At 62.1% G+C, this 23,107-nt stretch carries 24 protein-coding genes; 18 read left to right on the top strand and 6 right to left on the bottom strand.

Annotated elements, in window-relative coordinates:
- Window positions 1-162: 162 nt before the first annotated feature.
- Window positions 163-408: a YecH family metal-binding protein gene (locus AB5Y50_RS10470; protein WP_103261582.1), complete on the top strand. Its 246-nt coding sequence runs from the start codon at window positions 163-165 to the stop codon at window positions 406-408.
- Between the two features lie 101 nt (window positions 409-509).
- The gene (locus AB5Y50_RS10465) at window positions 510-1,109 is read left to right on the top strand and encodes a YhgN family NAAT transporter (protein WP_010672590.1); all 600 of its coding nucleotides are present in this window, start codon (window positions 510-512) and stop codon (window positions 1,107-1,109) included.
- Between the two features lie 59 nt (window positions 1,110-1,168).
- On the opposite strand, the gene AB5Y50_RS10460 is transcribed toward AB5Y50_RS10465, so the two are convergent.
- Window positions 1,169-2,146, bottom strand: coding sequence for a LysR substrate-binding domain-containing protein (locus tag AB5Y50_RS10460; protein WP_010672591.1), 978 nt, complete (start codon window positions 2,144-2,146; stop codon window positions 1,169-1,171).
- A gap of 293 nt (window positions 2,147-2,439) precedes the next feature.
- Here AB5Y50_RS10460 and tatA point away from each other — a divergent pair, with 293 nt between their 5' ends.
- The 3 genes from tatA to AB5Y50_RS10445 all read left to right on the top strand — a co-directional run bounded on the left by tatA (window position 2,440) and on the right by AB5Y50_RS10445 (window position 4,555).
- Window positions 2,440-2,604 (top strand): twin-arginine translocase TatA/TatE family subunit, encoded by a 165-nt coding sequence (tatA, locus tag AB5Y50_RS10455; RefSeq protein ID WP_010672592.1) that lies wholly within the window; start codon window positions 2,440-2,442, stop codon window positions 2,602-2,604.
- Window positions 2,605-2,614: 10 nt separating this feature from the next.
- Window positions 2,615-2,917 (top strand): YfcZ/YiiS family protein, encoded by a 303-nt coding sequence (locus tag AB5Y50_RS10450; protein WP_010672593.1) that lies wholly within the window; start codon window positions 2,615-2,617, stop codon window positions 2,915-2,917.
- A 216-nt stretch (window positions 2,918-3,133) separates the two neighbouring features.
- A complete protein-coding gene (locus AB5Y50_RS10445) occupies window positions 3,134-4,555 on the top strand; it encodes a lytic transglycosylase F (protein WP_010672594.1) in 1,422 nt (473 codons plus the stop codon).
- Between the two features lie 5 nt (window positions 4,556-4,560).
- Here the strand turns inward: AB5Y50_RS10445 and AB5Y50_RS10440 are convergent, their stop codons facing one another.
- Window positions 4,561-4,722 carry a hypothetical protein gene (locus AB5Y50_RS10440; protein WP_174217471.1) on the bottom strand — a complete coding sequence of 54 codons (162 nt, stop codon included), beginning with the start codon at window positions 4,720-4,722 and terminating at the stop codon, window positions 4,561-4,563.
- 75 nt (window positions 4,723-4,797) lie between these two features.
- Here AB5Y50_RS10440 and AB5Y50_RS10435 point away from each other — a divergent pair, with 75 nt between their 5' ends.
- Entirely contained in the window at window positions 4,798-6,051 is a 1,254-nt protein-coding gene (locus AB5Y50_RS10435) for a phosphatidylserine/phosphatidylglycerophosphate/cardiolipin synthase family protein (RefSeq protein WP_103261581.1), read from the top strand.
- 469 nt (window positions 6,052-6,520) lie between these two features.
- On the opposite strand, the gene AB5Y50_RS10430 is transcribed toward AB5Y50_RS10435, so the two are convergent.
- Window positions 6,521-7,639, bottom strand: coding sequence for a fatty acid desaturase (locus AB5Y50_RS10430; protein WP_109422016.1), 1,119 nt, complete (start codon window positions 7,637-7,639; stop codon window positions 6,521-6,523).
- A 149-nt stretch (window positions 7,640-7,788) separates the two neighbouring features.
- Here AB5Y50_RS10430 and fabR point away from each other — a divergent pair, with 149 nt between their 5' ends.
- Both fabR and AB5Y50_RS10420 read left to right on the top strand, forming a co-directional pair.
- Window positions 7,789-8,409 (top strand): HTH-type transcriptional repressor FabR, encoded by a 621-nt coding sequence (fabR, locus tag AB5Y50_RS10425; RefSeq protein ID WP_368162787.1) that lies wholly within the window; start codon window positions 7,789-7,791, stop codon window positions 8,407-8,409.
- Window positions 8,410-8,428: 19 nt separating this feature from the next.
- Window positions 8,429-8,794, top strand: coding sequence for a YijD family membrane protein (locus AB5Y50_RS10420; RefSeq protein WP_010672599.1), 366 nt, complete (start codon window positions 8,429-8,431; stop codon window positions 8,792-8,794).
- 33 nt (window positions 8,795-8,827) lie between these two features.
- Here AB5Y50_RS10420 and AB5Y50_RS10415 read toward each other — a convergent pair whose 3' ends face one another.
- Window positions 8,828-9,142: a DUF1145 domain-containing protein gene (locus tag AB5Y50_RS10415; RefSeq protein ID WP_109111829.1), complete on the bottom strand. Its 315-nt coding sequence runs from the start codon at window positions 9,140-9,142 to the stop codon at window positions 8,828-8,830.
- A 108-nt stretch (window positions 9,143-9,250) separates the two neighbouring features.
- Window positions 9,251-9,880 carry a 16S rRNA (guanine(966)-N(2))-methyltransferase RsmD gene (rsmD, locus tag AB5Y50_RS10410; RefSeq protein WP_109422015.1) on the bottom strand — a complete coding sequence of 210 codons (630 nt, stop codon included), beginning with the start codon at window positions 9,878-9,880 and terminating at the stop codon, window positions 9,251-9,253.
- Window positions 9,881-9,990: 110 nt separating this feature from the next.
- On the opposite strand from rsmD, the gene ftsY reads away from it, so the two are divergent.
- The 10 genes from ftsY (at window position 9,991) to hutH (ending at window position 21,992) form a co-directional block, all read left to right on the top strand.
- Window positions 9,991-11,733, top strand: coding sequence for a signal recognition particle-docking protein FtsY (gene ftsY, locus AB5Y50_RS10405; protein ID WP_109422014.1), 1,743 nt, complete (start codon window positions 9,991-9,993; stop codon window positions 11,731-11,733).
- Between the two features lie 222 nt (window positions 11,734-11,955).
- Complete coding sequence (gene ftsE, locus AB5Y50_RS10400; protein WP_010672603.1) at window positions 11,956-12,624, top strand: cell division ATP-binding protein FtsE; 669 nt, start codon at window positions 11,956-11,958, stop codon at window positions 12,622-12,624.
- Entirely contained in the window at window positions 12,624-13,577 is a 954-nt protein-coding gene (gene ftsX / locus AB5Y50_RS10395; RefSeq protein WP_319882923.1) for a permease-like cell division protein FtsX, read from the top strand. The genes ftsE and ftsX overlap by 1 nt, the downstream gene beginning before the upstream one ends.
- Window positions 13,578-14,029: 452 nt before the next feature.
- Complete coding sequence (gene rpoH, locus AB5Y50_RS10390; RefSeq protein ID WP_029313526.1) at window positions 14,030-14,884, top strand: RNA polymerase sigma factor RpoH; 855 nt, start codon at window positions 14,030-14,032, stop codon at window positions 14,882-14,884.
- 127 nt (window positions 14,885-15,011) lie between these two features.
- Window positions 15,012-15,671: a carbonate dehydratase gene (gene can, locus AB5Y50_RS10385; RefSeq protein ID WP_010672606.1), complete on the top strand. Its 660-nt coding sequence runs from the start codon at window positions 15,012-15,014 to the stop codon at window positions 15,669-15,671.
- A 10-nt stretch (window positions 15,672-15,681) separates the two neighbouring features.
- Window positions 15,682-16,386 carry a histidine utilization repressor gene (gene hutC / locus AB5Y50_RS10380; protein WP_128342137.1) on the top strand — a complete coding sequence of 235 codons (705 nt, stop codon included), beginning with the start codon at window positions 15,682-15,684 and terminating at the stop codon, window positions 16,384-16,386.
- 156 nt (window positions 16,387-16,542) lie between these two features.
- Window positions 16,543-17,778, top strand: a complete 1,236-nt coding sequence (gene hutI, locus AB5Y50_RS10375; protein ID WP_039040413.1) for an imidazolonepropionase — start codon at window positions 16,543-16,545, stop codon at window positions 17,776-17,778.
- Window positions 17,771-18,709, top strand: a complete 939-nt coding sequence (hutG, locus tag AB5Y50_RS10370) for a formimidoylglutamase (RefSeq protein ID WP_128342081.1) — start codon at window positions 17,771-17,773, stop codon at window positions 18,707-18,709. Before hutI ends, hutG begins: the two co-directional genes overlap by 8 nt.
- 45 nt (window positions 18,710-18,754) lie before the next feature.
- On the top strand, window positions 18,755-20,458 hold the full coding sequence (gene hutU / locus AB5Y50_RS10365; RefSeq protein ID WP_319882924.1) for a urocanate hydratase: 1,704 nt from the start codon (window positions 18,755-18,757) through the stop codon (window positions 20,456-20,458).
- Between the two features lies 1 nt (window position 20,459).
- A complete protein-coding gene (hutH, locus tag AB5Y50_RS10360; protein WP_319882925.1) occupies window positions 20,460-21,992 on the top strand; it encodes a histidine ammonia-lyase in 1,533 nt (510 codons plus the stop codon).
- A gap of 54 nt (window positions 21,993-22,046) precedes the next feature.
- Here the strand turns inward: hutH and AB5Y50_RS10355 are convergent.
- A partial coding sequence (locus tag AB5Y50_RS10355; protein WP_368162444.1) for an IS4 family transposase occupies window positions 22,047-23,107 on the bottom strand: 1,061 nt, incomplete at its 5' end.

The raw sequence follows: 23,107 nt of genomic DNA, 5'->3' as shown, positions 1-23,107 counted from the left end.
CAGTGTAGCCATCCCCCCGTCAGGTTGCCACATTATCGACAAAGCGGCGCTCACGACCAGCCCGCTGGCGTTAAAAAAGGCGTTTTGTTGGCCTATATCAAGAACCCTCTCCGGGCTTCGGGCTTTAATTGTCATCTGACATGATGATTAAAGAGGTTCGAGATGTCCCAATCGATACACGGTCACGAAGTGATGGAGATGATGCTGGAGCAGGAGAGTCCGTTTACCCGGGCCAGCCTCAGGGCGGCGATCGCCTCGCGCTTCGGTGCCGAGGCCCGGTTCCACACCTGCAGCGCCAGCGAGATGGATGCTGACGTCCTGATCGACTTCCTGGCCAGGCGCGGCAAGTTCATCGACTCGGAGTCAGGGTTCCAGACCCGCGCCGACAAGATCTGCAACCACGGATGATCGCCAGCGGCGAGCGCGGTGGGGCGCTCGCCGAATCCCGCCACCTTTGTTATATTTCGCCCTCCTTCCCCTCTTGTTGAAAGGTTCTGCCCGGGCGCTCTATGGACACATTCTCCGCTGCCGTCATGCTGTTTCTGATCATGGATCCGCTGGGCAACCTGCCGGTCTTCCTCTCCATCCTGCGCCATGTCGACCCCAAGCGTCGACGCAAGGTAATGCTGCGGGAGCTGTTGTTTTCACTGGTGATCATGATGGGCTTCCTGTTCGCCGGTCAGCAGATCCTGAGCTTCCTCAACCTGCGTCAGGAGGCGGTCAGCATCGCGGGGGGCATCATCCTCTTCCTCATCGCCATCAAGATGATCTTCCCGAGCCCCGGTGGCGTGACCGGGCTGGCGGCGGGGGAGGAGCCCTTCCTGGTGCCCATGGCCATCCCCATGATTGCGGGCCCCTCCATCCTGGCTTCCCTGCTGCTTCTGGCCAACCAGGAGCCGACCCGGATGGTGGACTGGTCATTGGCCCTGCTGATGGCCTGGGGGGCCAGCGCCGTGATCCTGATGTTCTACGAGCTGTTCAACAAGCTGCTGGGTGAGCGAGGACTCACCGCGGTGGAGCGGCTGATGGGCATGCTGCTGGTGATGATCTCGGTGCAGATGCTGCTGGACGGGGTACACCACTATCTGGCGGTGACGGGTCAGAACTGACGGGGCGAATGCTGATGTCAACGTGAAACGGGGCTTCTTGAGCCCCGTTTTTTTGCGCGTCAGGCGGCAGCGGCAGGGCCATCCGCCGAGGTTTCCAGCTTGCCCATGATGAGGGCGAGCAGGGTCTCCCGCAGCCAGCGATGGCCCGGATCCTCCTCGTGGCGCTGATGCCAGATGAGCAGGTGAGAGATGCTGTCCAGGGCGATGGGCAGCGGCAGCGGCACCAGGGGATAGACCTGGGTCGCGTGGCGGGCATAGAGGCGGGAGAGGGTCACTATCATGTCCGAGTGCATGCCCATGCGCAGGGCCGCCTCGAAGGAGGGCACGGTCGCCTCGATCCGGCGATAGAGATCCTGCTCCGCCAGCTTGTGATCCAGCATCCAGCGATCCCGCCCCTCGCAGTAGGTCTGCACGTGGGGGTAGGCGAGGTAACGGGCGAGATCCCACTCGGGCTCCTGCAAGGCAGGGTGATCCCGCTGCACTAGGCAGGTGAGATCGTCGATGGTGAGCAACCGCTGGCAGATGGCGTTGGGCAGGGTGTCGAGGCGAAAATCCGAATTGATGCAGTTCTCCCGCACCGTGAAGGCGATATCCACCTGGCCCTGGCTCATCTCGGTCAGGCTGTGCTCGGTCCACTCCTCGTAGCGCAGGCGGATGCCAGGAGCCTGACGCTTCAGTTCGCTCAGGTAGAGGGGGGCAAACAGGGTGAAGGCGCTGTCCATGCTGGCAATGACGAACTCCCGCTCCGTGCTGGCGGGATCGAAGTCCGGCGGCTGGATCAGGTTGTCCAGGGAGAGCAGTATGGGTTGTAGTTGCTGCTGGAGATCCAGGGCGCGCGGAGTGGGATCCATCCCGTAGGCCGAGCGCACGAACAGGGGATCGTCAAAGGTCTCCCGCAACCGCCCGAGGGCCTTGCTGACGGCGGACTGGCTCAGGTGCAAACGGCGTGCAGCCCGGCTGCCGTTGCGCTCTTCCAGCAAGACTTGCAGGATTATCAACAAATTAAGGTCTATGCGTGCAAGCTGTTCCAGCAACATGATATGAATCCTCTTCAATTCCTAGATGAATATATACCATTTGTTTTCATATCTTGGCGATCCTATGCTCGACGGGTCTCTCGCCCTGGTGGCGGCTGGTACAGGATGTAGCGGTTGAGGGGACAAGTAGCACCGACTCATACGGCGGCCCATGGTCGCCGTATTTTTTTTGCGCCTCGTCGCCGTTTTTGCGCGATTTTTTCGCCAACTTGCACCTGCCTTGATTTTGCCCAACAATCGATACGCTTTCTTTTGATACAACCTCCAGGTATCTAACAGTCAGGAGTCTCCCTATGGGACTGGGTGGCATTCATATCTGGCATCTGCTGATCCTGCTCGTGGTCGTCGTCGTGGTGTTTGGCAGCAAACGCCTGGCTGGCGCCGGTGAGGATCTGGGCACTGCCATCAGGGATTTTCGCAACGCCTTGCGCGACGATGACAATATCCGGAATAAGTAGGAGTGAACGTATGTCTGTAGACGAGAAAGTGGAACTGAACGAGACCTGTGACAGTTGCGGCTGTTTCGCCGAAATTGGCACCATCATCGGCGAAGGTGACGACGTCATGGAGCTGGTGATCGAGGCTGCTGCAGAAGCCGACGCCCGCGAGAAATTTGCGGCTTACGAGGCGCTGGCCAAGCAGGTCACTGCCGAAGCCAAAAGCAGCAGCGAGCTGAGCCGGGGCCCGGATGGCGTGATCCTGAAGGCCCGCCTGCAATTCACCTGCACCGCCGAGAAGCTGATCTTCGAGATGCGCGCCCGCTCCCTCTGAGATCGTGATGACACGGCAGGCTTGCCTGCCGTCTTGCTCTGCCCCTCGCTTTTTCCCTCCCTTTGCGTTGTATAGTGAGTTATCCCACGGACGATCCGTTTTCCGTCCGGCATGCGCCGATCGGCAGAAGATCCCGCGACGCCCCATGACTTGGCGCAGGCGCCTTCTCTGACAGACCCGACGGTGCGCACCGGCCCACAGCGAGGTGGTTACATCATGATGCGGCGATGGATCTGGGCCCTGCTGGCTCTCTGCTCTCTCCCTCTGCTGGCGGCGGATCTCAAGCCGCAGTTGCTGCCCCAGGCCGGTGATCTCGAACACATCCTGCAAAAAAAAGAGCTCAGGGCCCTGGTGGTCTATGAGCGGGGGTTTTTCTTTTTCGACAAGGGAGCCCAGTACGGCATCCTGGTCAATCAGCTTCAGGGATTCGAGCGCTGGTTGAACCAGACCTACCTGGCCAAGGAGAAGCTCAAGCTCAAGATCATTTATATCCCGGTGCGCCAGGACAAGCTGCTGGACTATCTGGCCGAGGGGCGCGGGGATCTGGTGGCCGCCAACCTGACGGTCACCCCCACCCGGCGCGAGCAGGTGACCTTCTCCCAGCCGCTGATCGCCCCCATAGAGGAGTGGGTGGTGAGCCAGCGGGAGCTCCCTGCCTTCAATCGCATCACCCAGCTGTCCGGCCGGCGGATCTGGGTGCGCGCCAGCTCCAGTTATTTCGAGAGTCTGCACCAGCTCAACTGGCTGTTTCGGGAGCTGGGGTTGCCCCCGGTCTACATCGAGACGGTTCCCGAATACCTGCAGGACGGGGACCTGCTGGAGATGGTGTCAGCCGGGATCATTCCGCTGACGGTCACCGACAGCTTCAAGGGGCGGATCTGGCTCGACATGATTGGCGGCCTCAAGGCCCACAGGCTGATTCCGCTGCGGGACAAGGGGCGAAGCGCCTGGGCCCTGCGCAACAACAGCCCGGAGCTGCTCAAGGCGGTGAACGCCTACATCTCGGAGTCGAGCAAGCGGACCCTCTACAGTGACATGACATTGCGCCGCCTGCTGGCGCAGAGCGATCGCATGAGCAACATACTGGCACCGGACCCGCTGGGGCGACTGTCGACCATTCGCAAGGTACTGGAGGCCCAGGCGGACAAGTATCAGCTGGACTGGCTGATGCTGGCCGCGCTGGCTTACAAGGAGTCGGGGCTCAATCCCAATGTCGGCTCTCACCGGGGGGCCGTCGGCATCATGCAACTGCTGCCGAGTACCGGCAAGGAGGTGGGGATCCGAGGCGCCAGACTCACCAGTCTGGAGGGCAATGTGGAGGCGGCCTGTCGCTACATGCGGCTCATCCTGGACACCTACTTCAATGATCCCGGGATGGACAGGCTCAATCGCCATCTGTTCGCCCTGGCCGCCTATAATGCGGGTCCGAACCGGGTCCAGGCATTGCAGGCCAAGGCGGCCGACAAGGGGCTGGATCCGAACGTCTGGTTCGGCAATGTGGAGCAGCTGGTGGCCAACGACGTGGGCCAGGGGCCCATCAACTACGTTGGCACCATCTACAAATACTACGTGGCCTACCGTTTCAGCCTGCCCCAGTTAGAGGGCAAGTCAGAGGCCATCGAGGCGGTGCAGCCCTGAGCCTGTCAATGCCGGCCGGGGAGGGGATCCTCATGATGCTGCGCAAGGGGTTCCCAGCCCAGATCCCGGTGCTGCTGGTACCAGGGCATCAACAGCCTGGCCGGGGTGGGATCCGGTTGGCTGGCATGGGGTCTCTGACTGAGGGAGGGGTGGTCGCGCAGTTCCATCATCGGCTCCTTGACACTGGGTTATCGGGGCGGTTGTCTGGGTTATGCCACCACCAGATGACAGGGAGATGACCCTTGATCCCCGCCGACTTTGCCTTGCTCGCCGATCCCGGTGCAGCCCTCAAGGCCCGATGCCAGTTGATCCGCCAGGCTCGCCACCGGATCCTCGCCCAGTATTACAGCTGGGAAGAGGACGGCAGCGGCAAGCTGCTGCTGGCGGAGCTGGTGCGGGCGGCCCGGCGCGGAGTGGTGGTGCAACTGCTCATCGACGATCTCTACGGCGGGGAGAACCGCTTTCTGGAGGCGGTGGCGGCGGAACCGGGCATCGAGGTACGCCTGTTCAACCCCTTCTGGCTGCGGGGCTGGCGTCCCCTTACCTTGTTGCTGGAAGGGGTGCTGAGCTTTCGCCGCATCAACCACCGGATGCACAACAAGCTGCTGCTGGTGGATGGCAGCCAGGCGGTGATCGGCGGGCGCAACATCGGTGATCGTTACTTCGGGCTGGGGATGTCGCCTCACTTCATCGACCTGGATCTGCTCTGCCGCGGCCCCCTCTGTCAGCAGGCCGAGCAGGGGTTCGCGCTGTTCTGGCACAGTCGCTGGAGCCACCCGGTCCGTCGCCTGTTGAGACGCCCCTTGCTGCCAGCCGAAACCCGGGCCCTGAACGATTTCCTGCTGACCCTGACCGACCCCGCCATGGCGGCCGCCTATGATCTGCCGGCCACTCTGTTTGATGAGTGCCCCGTTCCCCTTTGCTGGCATCCCGGGCGAGGGCAGTGCTGGTTCGATCGCCCCGGCAAGGGGCTGGTCGCCCGGCCGACCACGGCGCCCCTGCTGGGACGCATGCTGGCGAGCAATCAGGGGGCCCTGAGGTTGGTGAGCCCTTACCTGATCCTGACACGGGGGCTGCGTCGCCGGCTCAAGGGGCAGCGACGGCAGGGGGTCGACATCGAGATCCTGACCAACTCCCTGGCCAGCACGGATGTGCCCCTGGTCTATGGCGCCTATCGACGTCACCGCCCCTGGCTCGAGCGTCAGGGGATCACCCTGTTCGAGCTGACGACGGAGGCGTTCAGTCTGCATGCCAAGCTGATCCTGATGGGGAAGGAGGAGGCGCTGCTCGGCAGTTTCAACCTGGATCCCCGCTCCCTGATGCTCAACACCGAGTTGATGCTGCACCTCCATAGCCCGACGCTGTGCGACGAGTTGCAGCAACTCATCGATGGCTGGTTGCAGCAGGCCGTGCACCCGGTGGCGGCGTCCCCCTCTGCATGGCGGCGCCTGCTGGCGCAATTGAGCGATTGGTTACCTTTGCACCGTTGGTTGTGAGTGGGATCCGCCTTGTGCGAGATCTCGCAAAGCCTTGTGCGCCTTCGAGGATAACGTTTGCCATCCAAAGACGGGACTGGATTGCATCGTATTGTTTTTAATCGATTTATATTAAGAGTGCAGTAACAATCCAGGGGCCTCGACTGCATAGAGGTGCGTGTAGAACGGTTTTTTATTTTATTTAACTGCGTAGTATCTCGAGTGCAAGGACAAACACGGCGGCTGGTCTGCCGTGTGGGTGACGGCAACAGGGGAAATGGGCCAACCGGATTGCTCCGGCAGGCGAGGCAGATCGGGAGCGGAAACCCGTGATGCCAGACAGACCCCCGTGGTTGCGGTAGCCCAATATGGAACATGCTATTTGCGAGGGGGTGACATGCGAATGTTGCCCCATTTTTTTATGCCCGCCGTCTGCTTGTCCAATAAAAAAGACCGCCTGCTGGCGGTCTTTTGCGTGATGTTTCGGCGATCAGGCGAGGCCCGCCAGCAGACGACTCCAGTTGCGTTTGGCAACGAGGAAACCGTCTCGCAACGTGCGGTACTCCAGTTGCAGCCTGAGCCTGTCGTAGCGTGCGAGGGCTGTGCGCTTGCGCTGCTCCAGCAGTGACTTGCGGCTGGCATAGTAGTGCTGGATCTGCAGGCTCAGCTTGTCGTACTCCTCCTGCAGCAGTGCCTGCCAGCGTTCCCTGTCGTCCTGCTTGTGCACTCTGGCCTGGGCGCGCTTGAGCTGCATCTCCAGCCTGGCCTGTTCGATGCGTTCCTCCGGGCAGGATCTCAGGTCTTTGGCGAGCCCGCACCAGGCGGCGGTGCGGATCAGCCACTTGGTGGGGTCGAACTGCCACCACTGAATGCCGTTGCGGTAGTCGTTCTCGAACAGGTGATGGAAGTTGTGATAGCCCTCGCCAAAGGTGAAGAAGGCCAGGATGCCGTTGTCCCGGGCGCTGTTGCGATCCGTGAACGGCTGGCTGCCCCAGATGTGGGCCAGGGAGTTGATGAAGAAGGTGGTGTGATGGGTCATCACCATGCGCAGCACCCCGGCCAGCAGCATCATGCCGAGCAAATCCCCGTGCAGGAGGCCGAGCAGCAGCGGAATGCCGATGTTGGTGACCAGAGCCAGGGCGAGATAGTGCCTGTGCTGGAAGGCGACCACGGGGTTGTTTTGCAGGTCGCGCACATTGCTGTAGTCGTGGTAGGTATCGCGCTGGTATTCCCGCAGCATCCAGCCGATGTGGGAGTACCAGAAGCCGCGACCCGCACTGTAGGGATCCTTCTGGTTGTCATCCACGTGGCGGTGGTGGCGGCGATGATCCGAGGACCAGTGCAGCGCCGAGTTTTGCAGGGCTAGCGCGCCTCCGATGGCGAAGACCCATTGCAGGGCCGGGTGTGCCTTGTAGGCCTTGTGGGACCAGAGCCTGTGGTAGCCGGCGGTGATGGAGATGCCGCAATAGCAGAACAGCAGCAGGAAGCAGAGCCACTGCCAGAGGTCGTAGCCCTGGCTCAGTCCATACCAGGGGACCGCTATCAGTGCCGTCAGCCCGGAGAGGGCGAACAGCAGGGTGTTGGTCATGATGATCGGGGGGCGGTCCATTTCACTCGGCTCCTTTCAGCGAACAGCTGTTCACTATTCTCCATTGAGCAGGAATGCGGGTCAATGGTAAAAAAGTCGGAGACAAACCTGATCCCGGCCCCGCCTTCGGGTTATCATCTGGCCTCGCTAATCTCAAGGTGACTGTTTTCGTGGGTATTCGCGCGCAACAAAAAGAAAAAACCCGGCGTACGCTGATCGAGGCGGCGTTCAGTCAACTCTGCGCCAACCGCAGTTTCTCCAACCTCAGCCTGCGGGAAGTGGCCAGAGAGGCGGGCATAGCGCCGACCTCCTTCTATCGCCACTTTCGGGACATGGAAGAGCTGGGGCTGACGCTGGTGGACGAGGGAGGGTTGACCCTGCGCCAACTGATGCGCCAGGCGCGCCAGCGCATTGCCGGTGGTGGCAGCGTCATCAGCACCTCGGTGCAGACCTTCATGGAATTCGTCGAAAACAACCCGAACATCTTCCGGCTGCTGCTGCGCGAGCGCTCCGGCACCTCGGCTGCATTCCGTCAGGCGGTGGCCCGGGAGATCCAGCACTTCATCGCCGAGCTGACCGATTATCTGGAAGCCACCACGCAGGCGTCACGGGAAGAGGCCTATATCCAGGCCGAGGCCATGGTGACCATCGTCTTCAGCGCCGGTGCAGACGCCCTCGACATGACTCCGGAAGAGTGCAAGGCACTGTCGGAGCGCACCATCAGCCAGTTGCGGATGATCGCCATGGGCGCCGAGGTGCAGAACCGCAAGCGCCACGAATCTCTCACATAACGCAAGGATGGACAGCCTCATGCATGAACCGAACGCGATTCCGAAGAAGCCCCTGGTGCTGGCCCTGCTGATCGGTATCTGTGGCGATGCCTTCCTGTCGGCCTTGACGGAGTCGGTCGTCCCCTTCTCCTTCTACCCCCTCATCGCCCTCTTGCTGGCGGCCAGCCAGCTCTATCAGCACTATCGCCATGAGCCCATGGTGGGCAACACACCCAGCTGCATCCTGCTCTGCTTCTTTATCGGCGTGTTCGGCCATTCTGCCCTGGTCAAGGTGCAGTACCCCGAGCTTGGCAGCAACTTCTTCTCCCTCATTGCCATGCTGCTGCTGCTCGCAGCTCTCTCCATCAAGCTGGGAATCAGCCTCGGAAAAACGCAAAAGGAGTGACGAATCACTCCTTCTGGTCGGGTCGGGGGTGGCCTAGTCGGCCCTGGGGGGAGTCTCTCCCTGCTTCCTGGCGTCTATGATGGCCTGCAGCTTGGTGCGGATATCCATCATGCCGAACACCCCGAAGATCAGCACCTGGGTGAATTCGAGACGAGTGACCGCGAAGTAGGGTTTGCATGCCGCCTTGATCATGCTGGCCTGTACCCAGTGCATCAATATCACGATGACGCCGCACACCGGCAGAAAGCCGTTCAGTTTGCCCGGCAGGGTGCCCAGCAGGGCGAGTGCCACACCGAACCAGAAGAACAGCAGCACCCCCATCGCCAACAGATTAAACACCCGCTTCATCGTTTACCTCCCGTACATAGAGTTGATAGCAGGCCTGATGTGATCGACCTGCTTGTCCTTGAGCCGTTGTCCAAATTGACGGAGAAGGGGACTGTACCCATCTCCCCTTTAAACAGCTGCGTCATGCTTGGTGTCCCGCAGATAGAGCTGATAGCAGACCTGACCAGCTTGCTTGTCCTTGAGTAGTTTCCAGCTGGCGGGCAGCGCCAGATCGGCCATCTCTTTTTCCCGCTCCAGATAGATGAGGGCATCGGATGCCAGCCAGCCGCGCTGCTCGAGCAGCTCGCACACCTGGGGCAGCAGCTCGCGACGAAACGGTGGGTCCAGAAAGACCAGATCGAACGGCGTGGCCGTGCCTTGCAGCCAGCTCACGGCATCAGCCTGGATCACCTGCCCCTGGCTGCTGCCCAGGGTCGTCAGGTTCTTCTTGAGCTGGTCGGCGGCGCCTCTGTCCATCTCGATCAGGGTGACCTGTTCGGCATAGCGGGACAAGGCTTCCAGCCCCAGCCCGCCGCTGCCGGCGAACAGATCCAGGCAGCGGGTACCGCGCACGTGGGGAGCCAGCCAGTTGAAGATGGTCTCCTTGACGCGATCCGTGGTGGGTCTGAGCCCTTCCACATCCCTGACGGGGAGTTTGCGCCCCTTCCATTGGCCGCTGATGATTCGTACCACGCCCGCTCGCCCCTGAGGGGCCGGGCTCTTGCTCGGGCTGTTACGGCTGGATTTCACTCTGGGCATCGCGTTTCGTCGTCAGAAAATAAAGTGATAGTATAAGGCGGTTCATTTTTATGCCGACCCGCCGAGGGACGGCTATCTTAGCAGTCAGCCTTTGATGTGAGTATTTTTAGATGGCAAAAGGTTTGTTTTCCTGGCTGGGTTTCGGCCGCAAGAAAGAAGAGGCTGAGGCCGTTCCATCGCAGGCGCCCGACGCTACCCCGGCGGTAGTCGAGTCGGAGGCCGCCGCTGTTCCCGCGCCTGTCGCCGATGTTGCCCCGGCTGATGCCCCCACCGCCAAGCCCGAAGCGCCGCTGAGCGGCCCTGACGAAGGCCCCCTGGTTGTGGAAGAGCCGGAGGGCGAGCTTGAGCCCGTCATCGTCAATGAGGCCTTGATCTCAACCGAAGCTCAGGTCGCAGAAGAAGCCCGTGTTGCCGCCGAGGCTCGCGCCGCAGAAGAAGCCCGTATTGCCGCCGAGGCCCGCGCCGCAGAAGAAGCCCGTATTGCCGCCGAAGCTCGCGCCGCAGAAGAGGCTCGTGTTGCCGCCGAAGCCCGCGCCGCAGAAGAGGCCCGTGTTGCCGCCGAGGCTCGCGTCGCGGAAGAGGCTCGTGTTGCCGCCGAGGCTCGCGCTGTAGAAGAGGCTCGCATCGCCGCCGAGACTCGCGCCGCAGAAGAAGCCCGTATTGCCGCCGAAGCCCGCGCCGCAGAAGAGGCTCGTCTTGCCGCCGAAGCCCGTGCAGCAGAAGAAGCTCGTATTGCCGCCGAAGCTCGCGCTGCGGAAGAGGCTCGTATTGCCGCCGAAGCTCAGGCTGCCGAGGAAGCCCGTGTCGCCAAAGAGGCTCAACGAGCGGAAGATTTGCGTCTGGTCGCCGCGATGGAGGCTGAGGCCGCCGCGCTGGCCGCTCTGCCACTGGCCGCCAAGGTGGACGACGACACTCAGGAGAAGCCGCAGCGGGAGGGCTTCTTTGCCCGCCTCAAGCGCAGCCTGGTGCGTACCAGGGAGAATATCGGTTCCGGTTTCTTCGGCCTGTTCCGTGGCAAGAAGATCGATGACGATCTGTTCGAAGAGCTGGAGACCCAGCTGCTGACCGCCGATCTTGGCGTCGACACCACCACCCGCATCATCGAGGGGCTGGTACAGCACGCGGACCGCAAGCAGCTCAAGGATGCCGAGGCGCTCTACGGTCTGCTCAAACAGGACATGGGCGAGATGCTGGCCAAGGTCGAGCAGCCTCTGGTGATCGACACCAGCAAGAAGCCTTACGTCATCCTGATGGTTGGCGTGAACGGCGTCGGCAAGACCACCACCATCGGCAAACTGGCCAAACAGTTCCAGGCCGAGGGCAAGAGCGTGATGCTGGCCGCTGGCGATACCTTCCGTGCCGCTGCGGTCGAGCAGCTGCAGGTGTGGGGTCAGCGCAACAACATTCCGGTGATTGCCCAGCACACCGGTGCCGACTCCGCCTCCGTCATCTATGACGCCATCGAGGCTGCCCGCTCCCGCGGGGCTGACGTGCTGATCGCCGATACCGCTGGCCGCCTGCAGAACAAGAGCAACCTGATGGAGGAGCTCAAGAAGGTGGTGCGGGTGATGAAGAAGCTGGACGATGCGGCGCCCCACGAGATCATGCTTACCCTGGACGCAGGCACCGGCCAGAACGCATTGAGCCAGGCCAAGCTGTTCAGCGAGGCGGTGGGCCTGACCGGCATCACCCTCACCAAGCTGGACGGGACCGCCAAGGGTGGCGTCATCTTCGCGGTGGCCGACAAGTTCCAGATCCCGATCCGCTACATCGGGGTGGGCGAGGGGATCGACGATCTGCGCCCGTTCGTCGCCAACGATTTTATCGAGGCGCTCTTCAGCCGCGAAGAATAAATCCGGCTGACATGAGTCGGCCCGGCCGTGACAAGCACGTGTTCCATACCCCGACTCCGGTCGGGGTATGTCACTATGAGGGCGCAGGCATGGCTCATCCGGGCAAGGATGACATGTGGCATGGTTGTGACCGGTGTTGTCATCCAGGTGTTGTGCCGGTACGGGGGAGTGAGCGCCCCATGCTTTATCCCGGTCGGGGTTTGTCAATCTCAGGGAACCGTTATGATTCGTTTTGACAAGGTCAGCAAGGTCTACAGTGGCGGTCATCAAGCGCTGCAAAAGGTCAGTTTTCACCTGCGCAAGGGGGAAATGGCCTTCCTGACCGGCCATTCGGGGGCGGGCAAGAGTACCCTCCTCAAGCTCATCAGCGTGATGGAACGGCCGACCGACGGCCGCGTCTTCTTCCACGGCGATGACGTCAGCCACATCCAGCGCAGTCAGATCCCCTACGTGCGCCGCCAGATCGGCATGATCTTCCAGGATCACCGCCTGTTGATGGATCGTACCGTGTTCGACAACGTCGCCCTGCCCCTGGTGATCGATGGCTACAGCCATGGGGACATCAACAAGCGGGTGGCGGCGGCGCTGGACAAGGTCGGGCTGCTCGGCAAGGAGCGCTACCAGCCGCGCATGCTCTCCGGTGGTGAGCAGCAACGGGTCGGCATCGCCCGCGCCATCGTCAACAAACCCCCCCTGCTGCTGGCGGACGAGCCGACCGGCAACCTGGATCCCCAGCTTTCCATGGACATCATGCGCCTGTTCGAGGAGTTCAACCGCTTCGGCGTCTCCGTGCTGATTGCCACTCACGATCTGGGGCTGATCGCCCGGATGCGCTACCGCACCCTGACCCTCAAGGCGGGTCGCATGTATTCGTCCGGGGAGGATCGCTGATGGCTATTGTTCGTCATAAACAGCCGCCGTTGCGTCGTTTGATGATGTATGGGGTGGATCATGTGCGTCAGGCCTTTGCCAGCCTGGGTGAGCTGTGGCGCAACCCGCTCGCCTCCCTGATGACCCTGGCGGTGCTTGGCGTGAGTCTGGCGCTGCCTTCCTGTTTCCACGTATTGCTGAAGAATGCCGAAGTGGTAGAGGGGAGCTGGCAGACCAGCTCCCAGATCTCCCTCTATCTGCGCAAGGATCTGCCGGAGCAGAGCATCCTCGACATGACGCAGCGGATCCTGCTCTATCCGGAAGTGGAGTCCGTCACTTATATGAACCGTGACGAGGCGCTCAGGGAATTTCGGGAGATCTCCGGTTTCGGTGATGCCCTGGATTATCTGGACAGCAACCCGCTGCCGCCGGTGCTGAGCGTGATCCCGGATCCGCGCTGGCAGAATCCCGAAGGGGCCGCCGAGCTGCTCGCCAAGCTGGAGAACGAGCCCGGTATCGAGCAGGGCAAGCTGGATCTGCAGTGGTTGACCCGGTTGCAGGGGATCATGAACCTGCTGCGCCACACCATTACAGGTATCGCGGTGTTGCTGCTCTCCGCCGTGTTGCTGATCGTGGGCAACACCCTGCGCCTGAATATCCTGAACCAGCGTTCCGAGATTGAAGTGCTCAAATTGGTGGGCGCGACCGATGCCTTCATCCACCGTCCCTTCCTCTATACGGGCATCTGGTTCGGGGTCATCGGCGGCATGCTGGCCTGGTGGCTGACCGAGGTGATGGTGATCTGGAGCGAGGGGGTGGTGAAGGAGCTGGCGGGGCTCTACAACAGCAACTTCCGTCTGGTGGGGATGGGGGCGTTCGACGGCTTCAATCTTATACTGCTGGGCGCCCTGCTGGGGTTGATCGCCTCCTGGTTCTCGGTGCACAGGCACATTCGCGACATAGAACCGTCCTGATTAATTTGTCAGCATTTTAAAGCGCTGGATTTTGCGAACTGGATCAAGTAAAAGAGTGGCCCGTTTCTGGCACGGGCCACTTTCTCAGAGTAATCTGAATGGTGTCTGCGCCGAGGATCATATGTGGATCCTCTGAACCTTTTGATTTATCAATGGTCTATTGACTGCAGCAAAATGAATACGGGTATGGCCCCTATGCCTTGCTCGTCTGACTTGGCAAGCATGTGAAGGTTGCGAGCTCCGCAACAATGGACTTAGCATGCTACTTTTCAGGGGTCCTTTACTGTGACCCCTTTTTTTTGACTGTTCATTTATGATTCATGCCGTCAGCCTAAGATAGGCCGGGTTCATGCTGGGGTGATGTATGATGCAGCACGCAGAATGATACCTGGTCGGTAGACACGTCTTCTCAGGGTGTTAGACTGATTCGATTGAAAAGTAAGAGGTAGAACATGGGAACTTCATTGCAACGCACTATGGCTCTGATTCCGCAAGGTAGTCTGGAAGGCTATATCCAGGCCGTCAACTCGATCCCTGTGCTGAGCGCAGAGGAAGAGCGCGAACTGGCGATGCGTCTGCAGCAGGATGGGGATCTCGAAGCTGCACGCCAGCTCGTTATGTCGCACCTGCGTTTTGTCGTTCACGTGGCCAAGAGCTACTCCGGCTATGGCCTGCCTCAGGCCGATCTGGTGCAGGAAGGCAACATCGGCCTGATGAAAGCCGTCAAACGCTTCGACCCGAGCGTGGGCGTGCGTCTGGTCTCCTTCGCCGTGCACTGGATCAAGGCCGAAATCCACGAATATGTGTTGCGCAACTGGCGCATGGTCAAGGTGGCGACCACCAAGGCCCAGCGCAAGCTGTTCTTCAACCTGCGCAAGTCCAAGAAGCGTCTGGGCTGGCTGAACCACGAAGAGGTGCAGGCCGTGGCTGCCGACCTCGGGGTATCCGCTGCCGACGTCACCGAGATGGAAGCGCGCATGAGCAATTACGATCAGGCCTTCGACCTGGTCGGTGACGATGAAGACGAGGGTGGCTTCGCGCCGGTGCACTATCTGGAAGACAAATCTTCCGATCTCGCGGCGAACATCGAGAACGACAACTGGGACAGCCATGCCACCCGTCGCCTGAGTGCGGCCATGGCGACCCTGGACGAGCGCAGCCAGCACATCATCCGTGCCCGCTGGCTCGATGACGAGAGCAAGACCACCCTGCAGGAGCTGGCCGATACTTACGGCGTCTCCGCCGAGCGGGTGCGCCAGCTTGAGAAAAACGCGCTCAAGAAGCTGAAAGATGCCATGGATGCCTGACGGCCTCCTCCGGTAAGAAGCAGGGCCTGATGGCCCTGTTTTTGTTTTGCGGGGATCTGGTCGGCCTTGCCTTGGTTACCCTTGTGTATGGTATGTTGCCGCCACTGCCACAGTAGGGAGAGCAGAAGTGAAACTGTTGAACGACTTGTTTACCAACAACCGCGAGTGGGCGGAACGGATCAAGGCCGAGGATCCCAATTTCTTCGCTACCCTGTCCGCCCAGCAGGCACCCGAGTACCTCTGGATCGGCTGTTCCGACAGCCGGGTTCCAGCCAACCAGCTGATGGGGCTCTTGCCGGGGGACGTCTTTGTCCACCGCAACGTCGCCAACCTGGTGGTGCACACCGACTTCAACTGCCTCTCGGTGCTGCAATACGCGGTGGAGGTGCTCAAGGTGAAGCACATCATCGTCTGCGGCCACTATGGCTGCGGTGGCGTCAAGGCTGCGATGCAGAACCAGGAGCTGGGTCTCATCGACAACTGGCTGCGCAACATCAAGGACGTCTACTTCAAATACGGCGAACAGCTCGAAGCCATCGAGGATGAGCACGAGCGCTTCGACTACCTGTGCGAGCTGAACGTGGCCGAGCAGGTCGCCAACGTCTGTCACACCACCATCATCCAGAATGCCTGGCGCAAGGGGCAGGAGCTGGCGGTGCACGGCTGGATTTACGGCATCAAGGATGGCCTGCTGCACGATCTCGATCTCTGCATCAGCGGCCCTGACCAGATCCCGGATGTCTATCGCGCCTGGCCGGACATGCGTCCGCCCCATCGTCGCCGCTGAGGACCAGCCGGTGGCTCCTGCGCTCTACCTTCAGATAAAGCAGCACATCCTGGACGGGATCCGCGAACGCCACTATCAGGCGGGCGACCGGATCCCGACCGAGGCCGCCCTGTGCGAGCAGTTTGCCGTGAGCCGCATGACGGTGAACAAGGCGCTGCGTGAACTGGTGGCCGAAGGCTGGCTGGTGCGCACCGCCGGATCCGGCAGTTTCGTGGCCGACAGGCGTACCGAGTCGCCGCTCCTGGCGATTCGCAATATTGCAGACGAGATCGCCGAGCGGGGCAGCGAGTACAGCGCGCGGGTGATCCGGCTGCAACGTCAGGCCGCCGACGAGAAAGTAGCGGTGCGTCTGGGCCTGCGGGTCGGGGCGCCCACCTTTCACAGCCTCATCGTCCATCAGGCCGATGGGGAGCCGCTGCAACTGGAGGAGCGCTTCGTCGATGCCGAGCGACTGCCCGGCTATGGCGAGCAGGATTTCACCCAGCAGACGCCAAACAGCTATCTGATGGAGATCTGCCCTCTCTCCGAGATGGAGCACGTGGTAGAAGCCGTGTTGCCGAGTGCCGGCGAGGCCGGGTTGCTGCAGGTGCGGGTCGATACCCCCTGCCTGCTGCTGCACCGGCGCACCTGGTCGGACGGCTACCTGGTCTCCTATGCCCGCCTGCTCTCGCCGGGCTCCCGCTACAAGTTGAGCTCCAAGACCCGATTGGCTTGATTGTATATACATACAAGGCATTTGAAAGCCCACCTCTCGGTGGGCTTTTTTGTGCTTACACTCTAATAAAGCCTCTGTTATCAAGATGTGAACTTGATCCTTCCTTTCTTTTCAGAGATGGGCTATAAATTATTGTATATACATTTAGAGGTCGGTATGAACAAGGAACTGTTGAACTGCGAGCGGGTCTGGCTCAACGTGACACCCGCCACCCTGCGCCCCGATCTGGCGGACTACGGCCTGCTGGAGCCCCATGCCCTTGGCGTGCGGGATGGCAAGATCCACGCTCTGGTCCCCATGCAGGATCTCAAGGGCCCCTATGCCGCCTCCTGGCAGGACATGAAGGGGAAGCTGGTCACCCCCGGTCTCATCGATTGCCACACCCACCTCATCTTCGCTGGCAGCCGCGCCGAAGAGTTCGAGCTTCGCCAGAAGGGGGTCCCCTATGCGGAGATCGCCCGCAAGGGGGGCGGTATCATCAGCACGGTGCGCGCCACCCGGGCAGCCAGCGAGGAGCGGCTCTATGAGCTGGCGTTGCCGCGGATCAAGTCCCTGATCCGGGAAGGGGTCACCACAGTCGAAATCAAGTCCGGCTACGGCCTCACCCTGGAAGACGAGCTCAAGATGTTGCGGGTGGCCCGTCGTCTGGGAGAGACGCAACCTATCCGGGTCAAGACCACGCTGCTGGCGGCCCATGCGGTGCCGCCGGAGTATCGCGACGATCCCGACTCCTGGGTCGAGACCATCTGCCAGGAGATCATCCCGGCGGCGGCCGAGGCAGGTCTCGCGGATGCGGTGGATGTCTTCTGCGAGCACATCGGCTTCTCCCTTGCCCAGACCGAGCAGGTGTATCTGGCGGCGGATCAGTACAACCTCGCGGTGAAAGGGCACATGGATCAGCTCTCCAACCTGGGGGGCAGCACGCTCGCCGCCCACTTCGGCGCCCTCTCGGTGGATCATCTGGAATATCTGGATCAGGACGGGATCCAGGCGCTGGCCCACCGTGGCGTGGTCGCCACCCTGTTGCCCACCGCTTTCTATTTCCTCAAGGAGACCAAGCTGCCCCCGGTCGCCGCCTTGCGCAAGGCGGGGGTACCCATGGCTGTCTCTTCCGACATCAACCCGGGCACGGCTCCCATCGTCTCCCTGCGCATGGCCATGAACATGGCTTGCACCCTGTTTGGCCTGACCCCGGTGGAGGCCATGGCCGGGGTGACCCGCCACGCCGCCAGGGCGCTCGGCGAGCAGGAACGGCTGGGGCAGCTCAAGGTCGGAATGCTGGCGGATTTCCTTGTCTGGAACTGCGGCCATCCGGCCGAGCTCAGCTACCTCATCGGTGTCGATCAGCTGGTGAGCCGTGTGGTCAACGGGGAGGAAACCCTTCATGGATAAGTTCAACGGGATCGACATGTCGGTCTGGCAGGGGCGTCAGGATCCCGAAGACGGCGAGCTGGCCCTGCGCTGGCACGATAGGGTGCAACCCTGGCAGGGGAATCGCGAACCCGGCATGGTGCTGCTCGGCTTTGCCTGTGACGAAGGGGTGCGCCGCAACAAGGGGCGGGTCGGTGCGGCCGGTGCACCGCTGGCGGTGCGCAAGCTGCTGGCCAACACGGCCTGGCACCTGGGCGCCCCCGTCTATGACGGCGGGGATCTGGCCTGTGAGGACGGCGATCTCGATGCCGCCCACGGGCGCTTGGCCGAGCGGGTCGCGAGTGCACTGGATCAGGGACACTTCCCCCTGGTGCTGGGAGGCGGCCACGAGGTGGCGTTTGGCAGCTGGAGCGGCCTGAACCGTCATCTTGGCGGCGAAGGGCGGGTCGGGATCATCAATTTCGACGCCCACTTCGATCTGCGCATGAAACAGGAGCAGGCGAGCTCGGGCACCCCCTTCTTCCAGATTGCCGAGCAGTGCGCTGCCCAGGGCACCCCCTTTCACTATGCCTGTCTCGGGGTGGCCGAAACCGCCAATACCGCGGCGCTCTTTGCCCGCGCCGAGGCGCTGGGAGTCTGGCACGTGCTGGACGAGGCGATGACGCCGACCGAGCTGCCAGCCTTGCTAGGCGGGCTGGATGCCTTCATCGCCCGTTGCGACCACCTCTATCTCACCATCGATCTCGACGTGCTGCCGGCGGCGGTGATGCCGGGAGTGAGCGCTCCCGCCGCTCGCGGCGTGGAGCTGGCGGTCATCGAGCCGCTCATCGCCCATATCCGGGCCAGCGGCAAGCTCAGGCTCGCCGATCTGGCCGAGTACAACCCGAACCTGGATCAGGACAACCGCAGTGCCCGCGTGGCTGCGCGCCTGGTTCACCAGTTGACCAAGTAGTGGCGCACCGCGCCGCCTGACTGCATCGCTAAACAAGGAGTGTCTATGTCTGTACAACACCAGGATCCCCGCCACGATCCGAGCCGCGTGATCCGTGCTCCCCACGGCACCCAGCTGACCGCCAAGAGCTGGCTCACCGAAGCGCCACTGCGGATGCTGATGAACAACCTGGATCCGGATGTTGCCGAGCATCCCCAGTCCCTGGTTGTGTACGGCGGCATCGGCCGCGCCGCTCGCAACTGGGCCTGCTATGACAAGATCGTCGAGGTGCTGACCCGGCTCGAGGACGATCAGACCCTGCTGGTGCAATCCGGCAAGCCGGTCGGGGTGTTCCAGACCCACAAGGATGCGCCGCGGGTGCTCATCGCCAACTCCAACCTGGTGCCCCACTGGGCCAACTGGGAGCACTTCAACGAGCTCGATAAAAAGGGTTTGATGATGTACGGCCAGATGACCGCTGGCTCCTGGATCTACATCGGCACCCAGGGCATCGTGCAGGGCACCTACGAGACCTTCTTCGCGGTGGCGAACCAGCACTTCAATGGCGAGCCCAAAGGCCGCTGGATCCTGACCGGGGGCCTGGGTGGCATGGGCGGTGCCCAGCCCCTTGCCGCCACCATGGCCGGTTTCTCCATGATCGCCGTGGAGTGCGACGAGACCCGTATCGATTTCCGTCTGCGTACCCGCTACGTCGACAAGAAGGCCCACAGCCTGGATGAGGCGCTGGCCATGATCGAGGAGGCCAAACGCAGCGGCACCGCCGTCTCCGTCGGCCTGCTCGGCAACGCCGCCGACGTCTTCGCCGAGCTGGTGGCTCGCGGCATCACGCCGGACGTGGTGACCGACCAGACCTCCGCCCATGACCCGGTACACGGCTACCTGCCCCAGGGCTGGAGCGTGGCCCAATGGCGCGATCTGCAAAAGAGCGCACCGGACGAGGTCAACGTGGCGGCTCGCCGCTCCATGGCCCGTCAGGTCGAAGCCATGCTGACCCTGCAATCCCGCGGCGCCGCCACGCTCGATTACGGCAACAACATCCGCCAGATGGCGCTGGAAGAGGGGGTCAAGAATGCCTTCGACTTCCCGGGCTTCGTGCCGGCCTACATCCGCCCGCTGTTCTGCGAGGGCATTGGCCCGTTCCGCTGGGTGGCGCTCTCCGGCGACCCGGAAGACATCTACAAGACCGACCAGAAGGTAAAAGAGCTGATCCCGGACGATCCCCACCTGCACAACTGGCTCGACATGGCCCGCGAGCGCATCGCCTTCCAGGGCCTGCCGGCGCGGATCTGCTGGGTCGGTGTCAAGGATCGGGTGCGCTTGGGTCTGGCCTTCAACGAGATGGTGAAGAATGGCGAGCTGAAGGCACCGGTCGTCATCGGGCGTGACCATCTGGACTCCGGCTCGGTGGCGAGCCCGAACCGCGAGACCGAATCCATGATGGATGGTTCCGACGCCGTTTCCGACTGGCCGCTGCTCAACGCCCTGCTCAACACCGCCGGCGGCGCGACCTGGGTTTCCCTGCACCACGGTGGCGGTGTGGGCATGGGCTTCTCCCAGCACTCCGGCGTGGTGATCGTCTGTGACGGCACCGACGATGCCGCCAAGCGGGTCGGCCGCGTGCTGCGCAACGACCCGGCCACCGGTGTGATGCGTCACGCCGACGCCGGCTACGAGATTGCCATCAACTGTGCCAGCGAGGCGAAACTGGATCTGCCGATGATCGACGCCACCGGCAAAGGGGTGAAATAAGATGTTCGAACTCAATCTGCAACCGGGCAAACTCTGCCTCGCCACCCTGCGCCGTGTCAGCCGCGAGCCGGTACACGTCAGCCTGGATCCGGCTGCCCTGGCGGGGATCCACGCCTCCGCCGCCGTGGTCACCAAGGTGATCGAGCAAAACCGGGTGGTCTACGGCATCAACACCGGCTTTGGCCTGCTGGCCAACACCCGCATTCCGGTGGAGCAGCTGGACGAGCTGCAACGCTCCATTGTGCTCTCTCATGCGGCAGGGATTGGCGAGTACATGGATGACGCCACCGTGCGGTTGATGATGGTGCTCAAGGTCAACTCGCTCGCCCGTGGCTTCTCCGGCATCCGGCTGACGGTGCTCGAGGCCCTGATGACCCTTATCAACGCCGAGGTCTACCCCGTGGTGCCGAAGAAGGGCTCCGTCGGCGCTTCCGGCGATCTGGCGCCCCTGGCACACATGAGCTGCCTGCTGATCGGTGAAGGCAAGGCCCGTCACAAGGGCGAGCTGATCGACGCCGCCACTGCCCTGAAGATTGCCGGGCTGGAGCCCATCGCCCTGGCGCCGAAAGAGGGGCTGGCCCTGCTCAACGGCACCCAGGCGAGCACCGCCTTCGCGCTGGAAGGGCTGTTCCATGCCGAGGATCTCTACGCTGGCGCCATCACCATAGGGGCCATGAGCGTTGAAGCGGCGCTGGGCAGCCGCCGGCCGTTCGATGCCCGCATCCACGAGGTGCGCGGTCAGCGCGGCCAGATCGATGCGGCCGCCTGCTACCGCCACCTGCTGGTGGACGGCAGCGAGATCGGCATGTCCCACCACAACTGCGAGAAGGTGCAGGATCCTTACTCCCTGCGCTGTCAGCCCCAGGTGATGGGCGCCTGCTTGACCCAAATCCGTCAGGCCGCCGAGGTGCTGGTGTGCGAGGCCAACGCGGTCTCCGACAACCCCCTGGTGTTTGCCGAGGATGAGGAGATCATCTCCGGCGGCAACTTCCACGCAGAACCCGTGGCCTTTGCCGCCGACAACCTGGCCCTGGCCATCGCCGAGATCGGGTCGCTGTCCGAGCGGCGCATGGCGCTGCTCATCGACTCGCGCATGTCTGGCCTGCCGGCCTTCCTGGTGAACAACGGCGGGGTGAACTCCGGTTTCATGATCGCCCAGGTCACCTCGGCGGCCCTGGCCTCCGAGAACAAGACCCTGGCCCACCCGGCCTCGGTGGACAGCCTGCCCACCTCGGCCAACCAGGAGGACCACGTCTCCATGGCCACCTTCGCCGGTCGCCGGCTGGCGGACATGGCCGAGAACACCCGCGGCATCCTGGCGGTGGAACTGCTGACAGCGGCCCAGGGGCTCGACTTCCGCGCTCCCCTGCGCTCCACCGAGCTCATCGAGCTGGCCAAGGGCCGTCTGCGGGAAGAGGTCAGCTTCTATGACAAGGACAGGTACTTTGCACCGGACATCGAGGCGGCCGCCGCCCTGCTGGGCCGTGCCAGCTACAACGACCTGATCCCGGCCGGGACCCTGCCCAGCCTCTGAATTGGAGCTTGAGCAACCATAAAAAAGACCGCCCATGGGGCTAATGCCAGTCAGTTAAGCCTGACTGGCATTGTTTTTACTAGGTTTTCTCGTCGCATACTTCTGTGGTTTGGCTTTGATGCACCTTGGGTAACTTCGTTCTCGGCGGGCGGGTAACTTGAACTGCTCTGCCTGTTTGTCCAACTCAGCGACACGCCCTGGAACCATGCCCGGTGACACAAACGGCAGGCAACTGAGTTCATGCAGCAGATACACCGATGCCATGTGAAAGCTCAACTGGCTGGCCGTATAGCCCTTTAAGCTCGCCGCCATCCTAACCATCTGATATCTCAGTAGGTTATAGGCCAATACCAAGCCCCATAGCTCCTGCCTTACTCCATCGGGTTTCTTGCTGCGCAGCGTCAGCCGGTGCTGTTGCAGGCTATGTTTCATCTCCCGATAGCCCAGCTCGATTTCCCAGCGATTCTGGTATAGCTCCATCAACTCGCTGGCCGGGAAGCGCAGCGGGTCGGTGAGCGAGGTCAGCACCTGCCGCTCCTTGCCGTTTACCGTCCGGGTCAGCAGCCGGGCTTCGAACTGCTCCGGCAACTCGCTCCACTTCTTCTTGGCCTGCGGACTGGCACTGAGGCGTACCAGCACATCCTGCCGCCCCAGCTTGCGGATGACCTCGTATTGAGCCCCCTTTTTCAGCGGAATAAGCCAGTGACGCGCTACGCCCTGGCGTTGCCAGGCATGGAGTAACCCCAGTGAGTAGAAGCCCTTATCGAACAGGGTCAGGCTATTATCGGGTGTTTTTTCAATCAGTTGCTCTGCCAACACCATCTCGTTTACCGCACAGGAGTCCATCACTGTCTGGGTCAGCAGATGACTGGTCAGCTCCATCTGACACAACATGCGGACCTGGGGATATTGCGTCTCCCCCTGGACGGTTTTCGACTTGGCAAAGGCGCCGGCATTGTCCGGAGTATCGGGCGTGCGCCAGACCACCCCGTCCACGGCCAGCAGCTGCAAGCCGGCCCAGGTGGGGTGCTGACACTGCTGATGCCAGAGTGTGGCGGTCTGCTGGAACACCTGTCGAACGGCTTGGTCAGCCAGTTTTTGGCGCGCCTGGATGA

Origin of the sequence: Aeromonas sp. s6 (assembly GCF_040907815.1) — a bacterium.
Classification (GTDB): domain Bacteria; phylum Pseudomonadota; class Gammaproteobacteria; order Enterobacterales; family Aeromonadaceae; genus Aeromonas; species Aeromonas caviae.
This window is presented reverse-complemented; position numbering and strand designations above follow the sequence as displayed.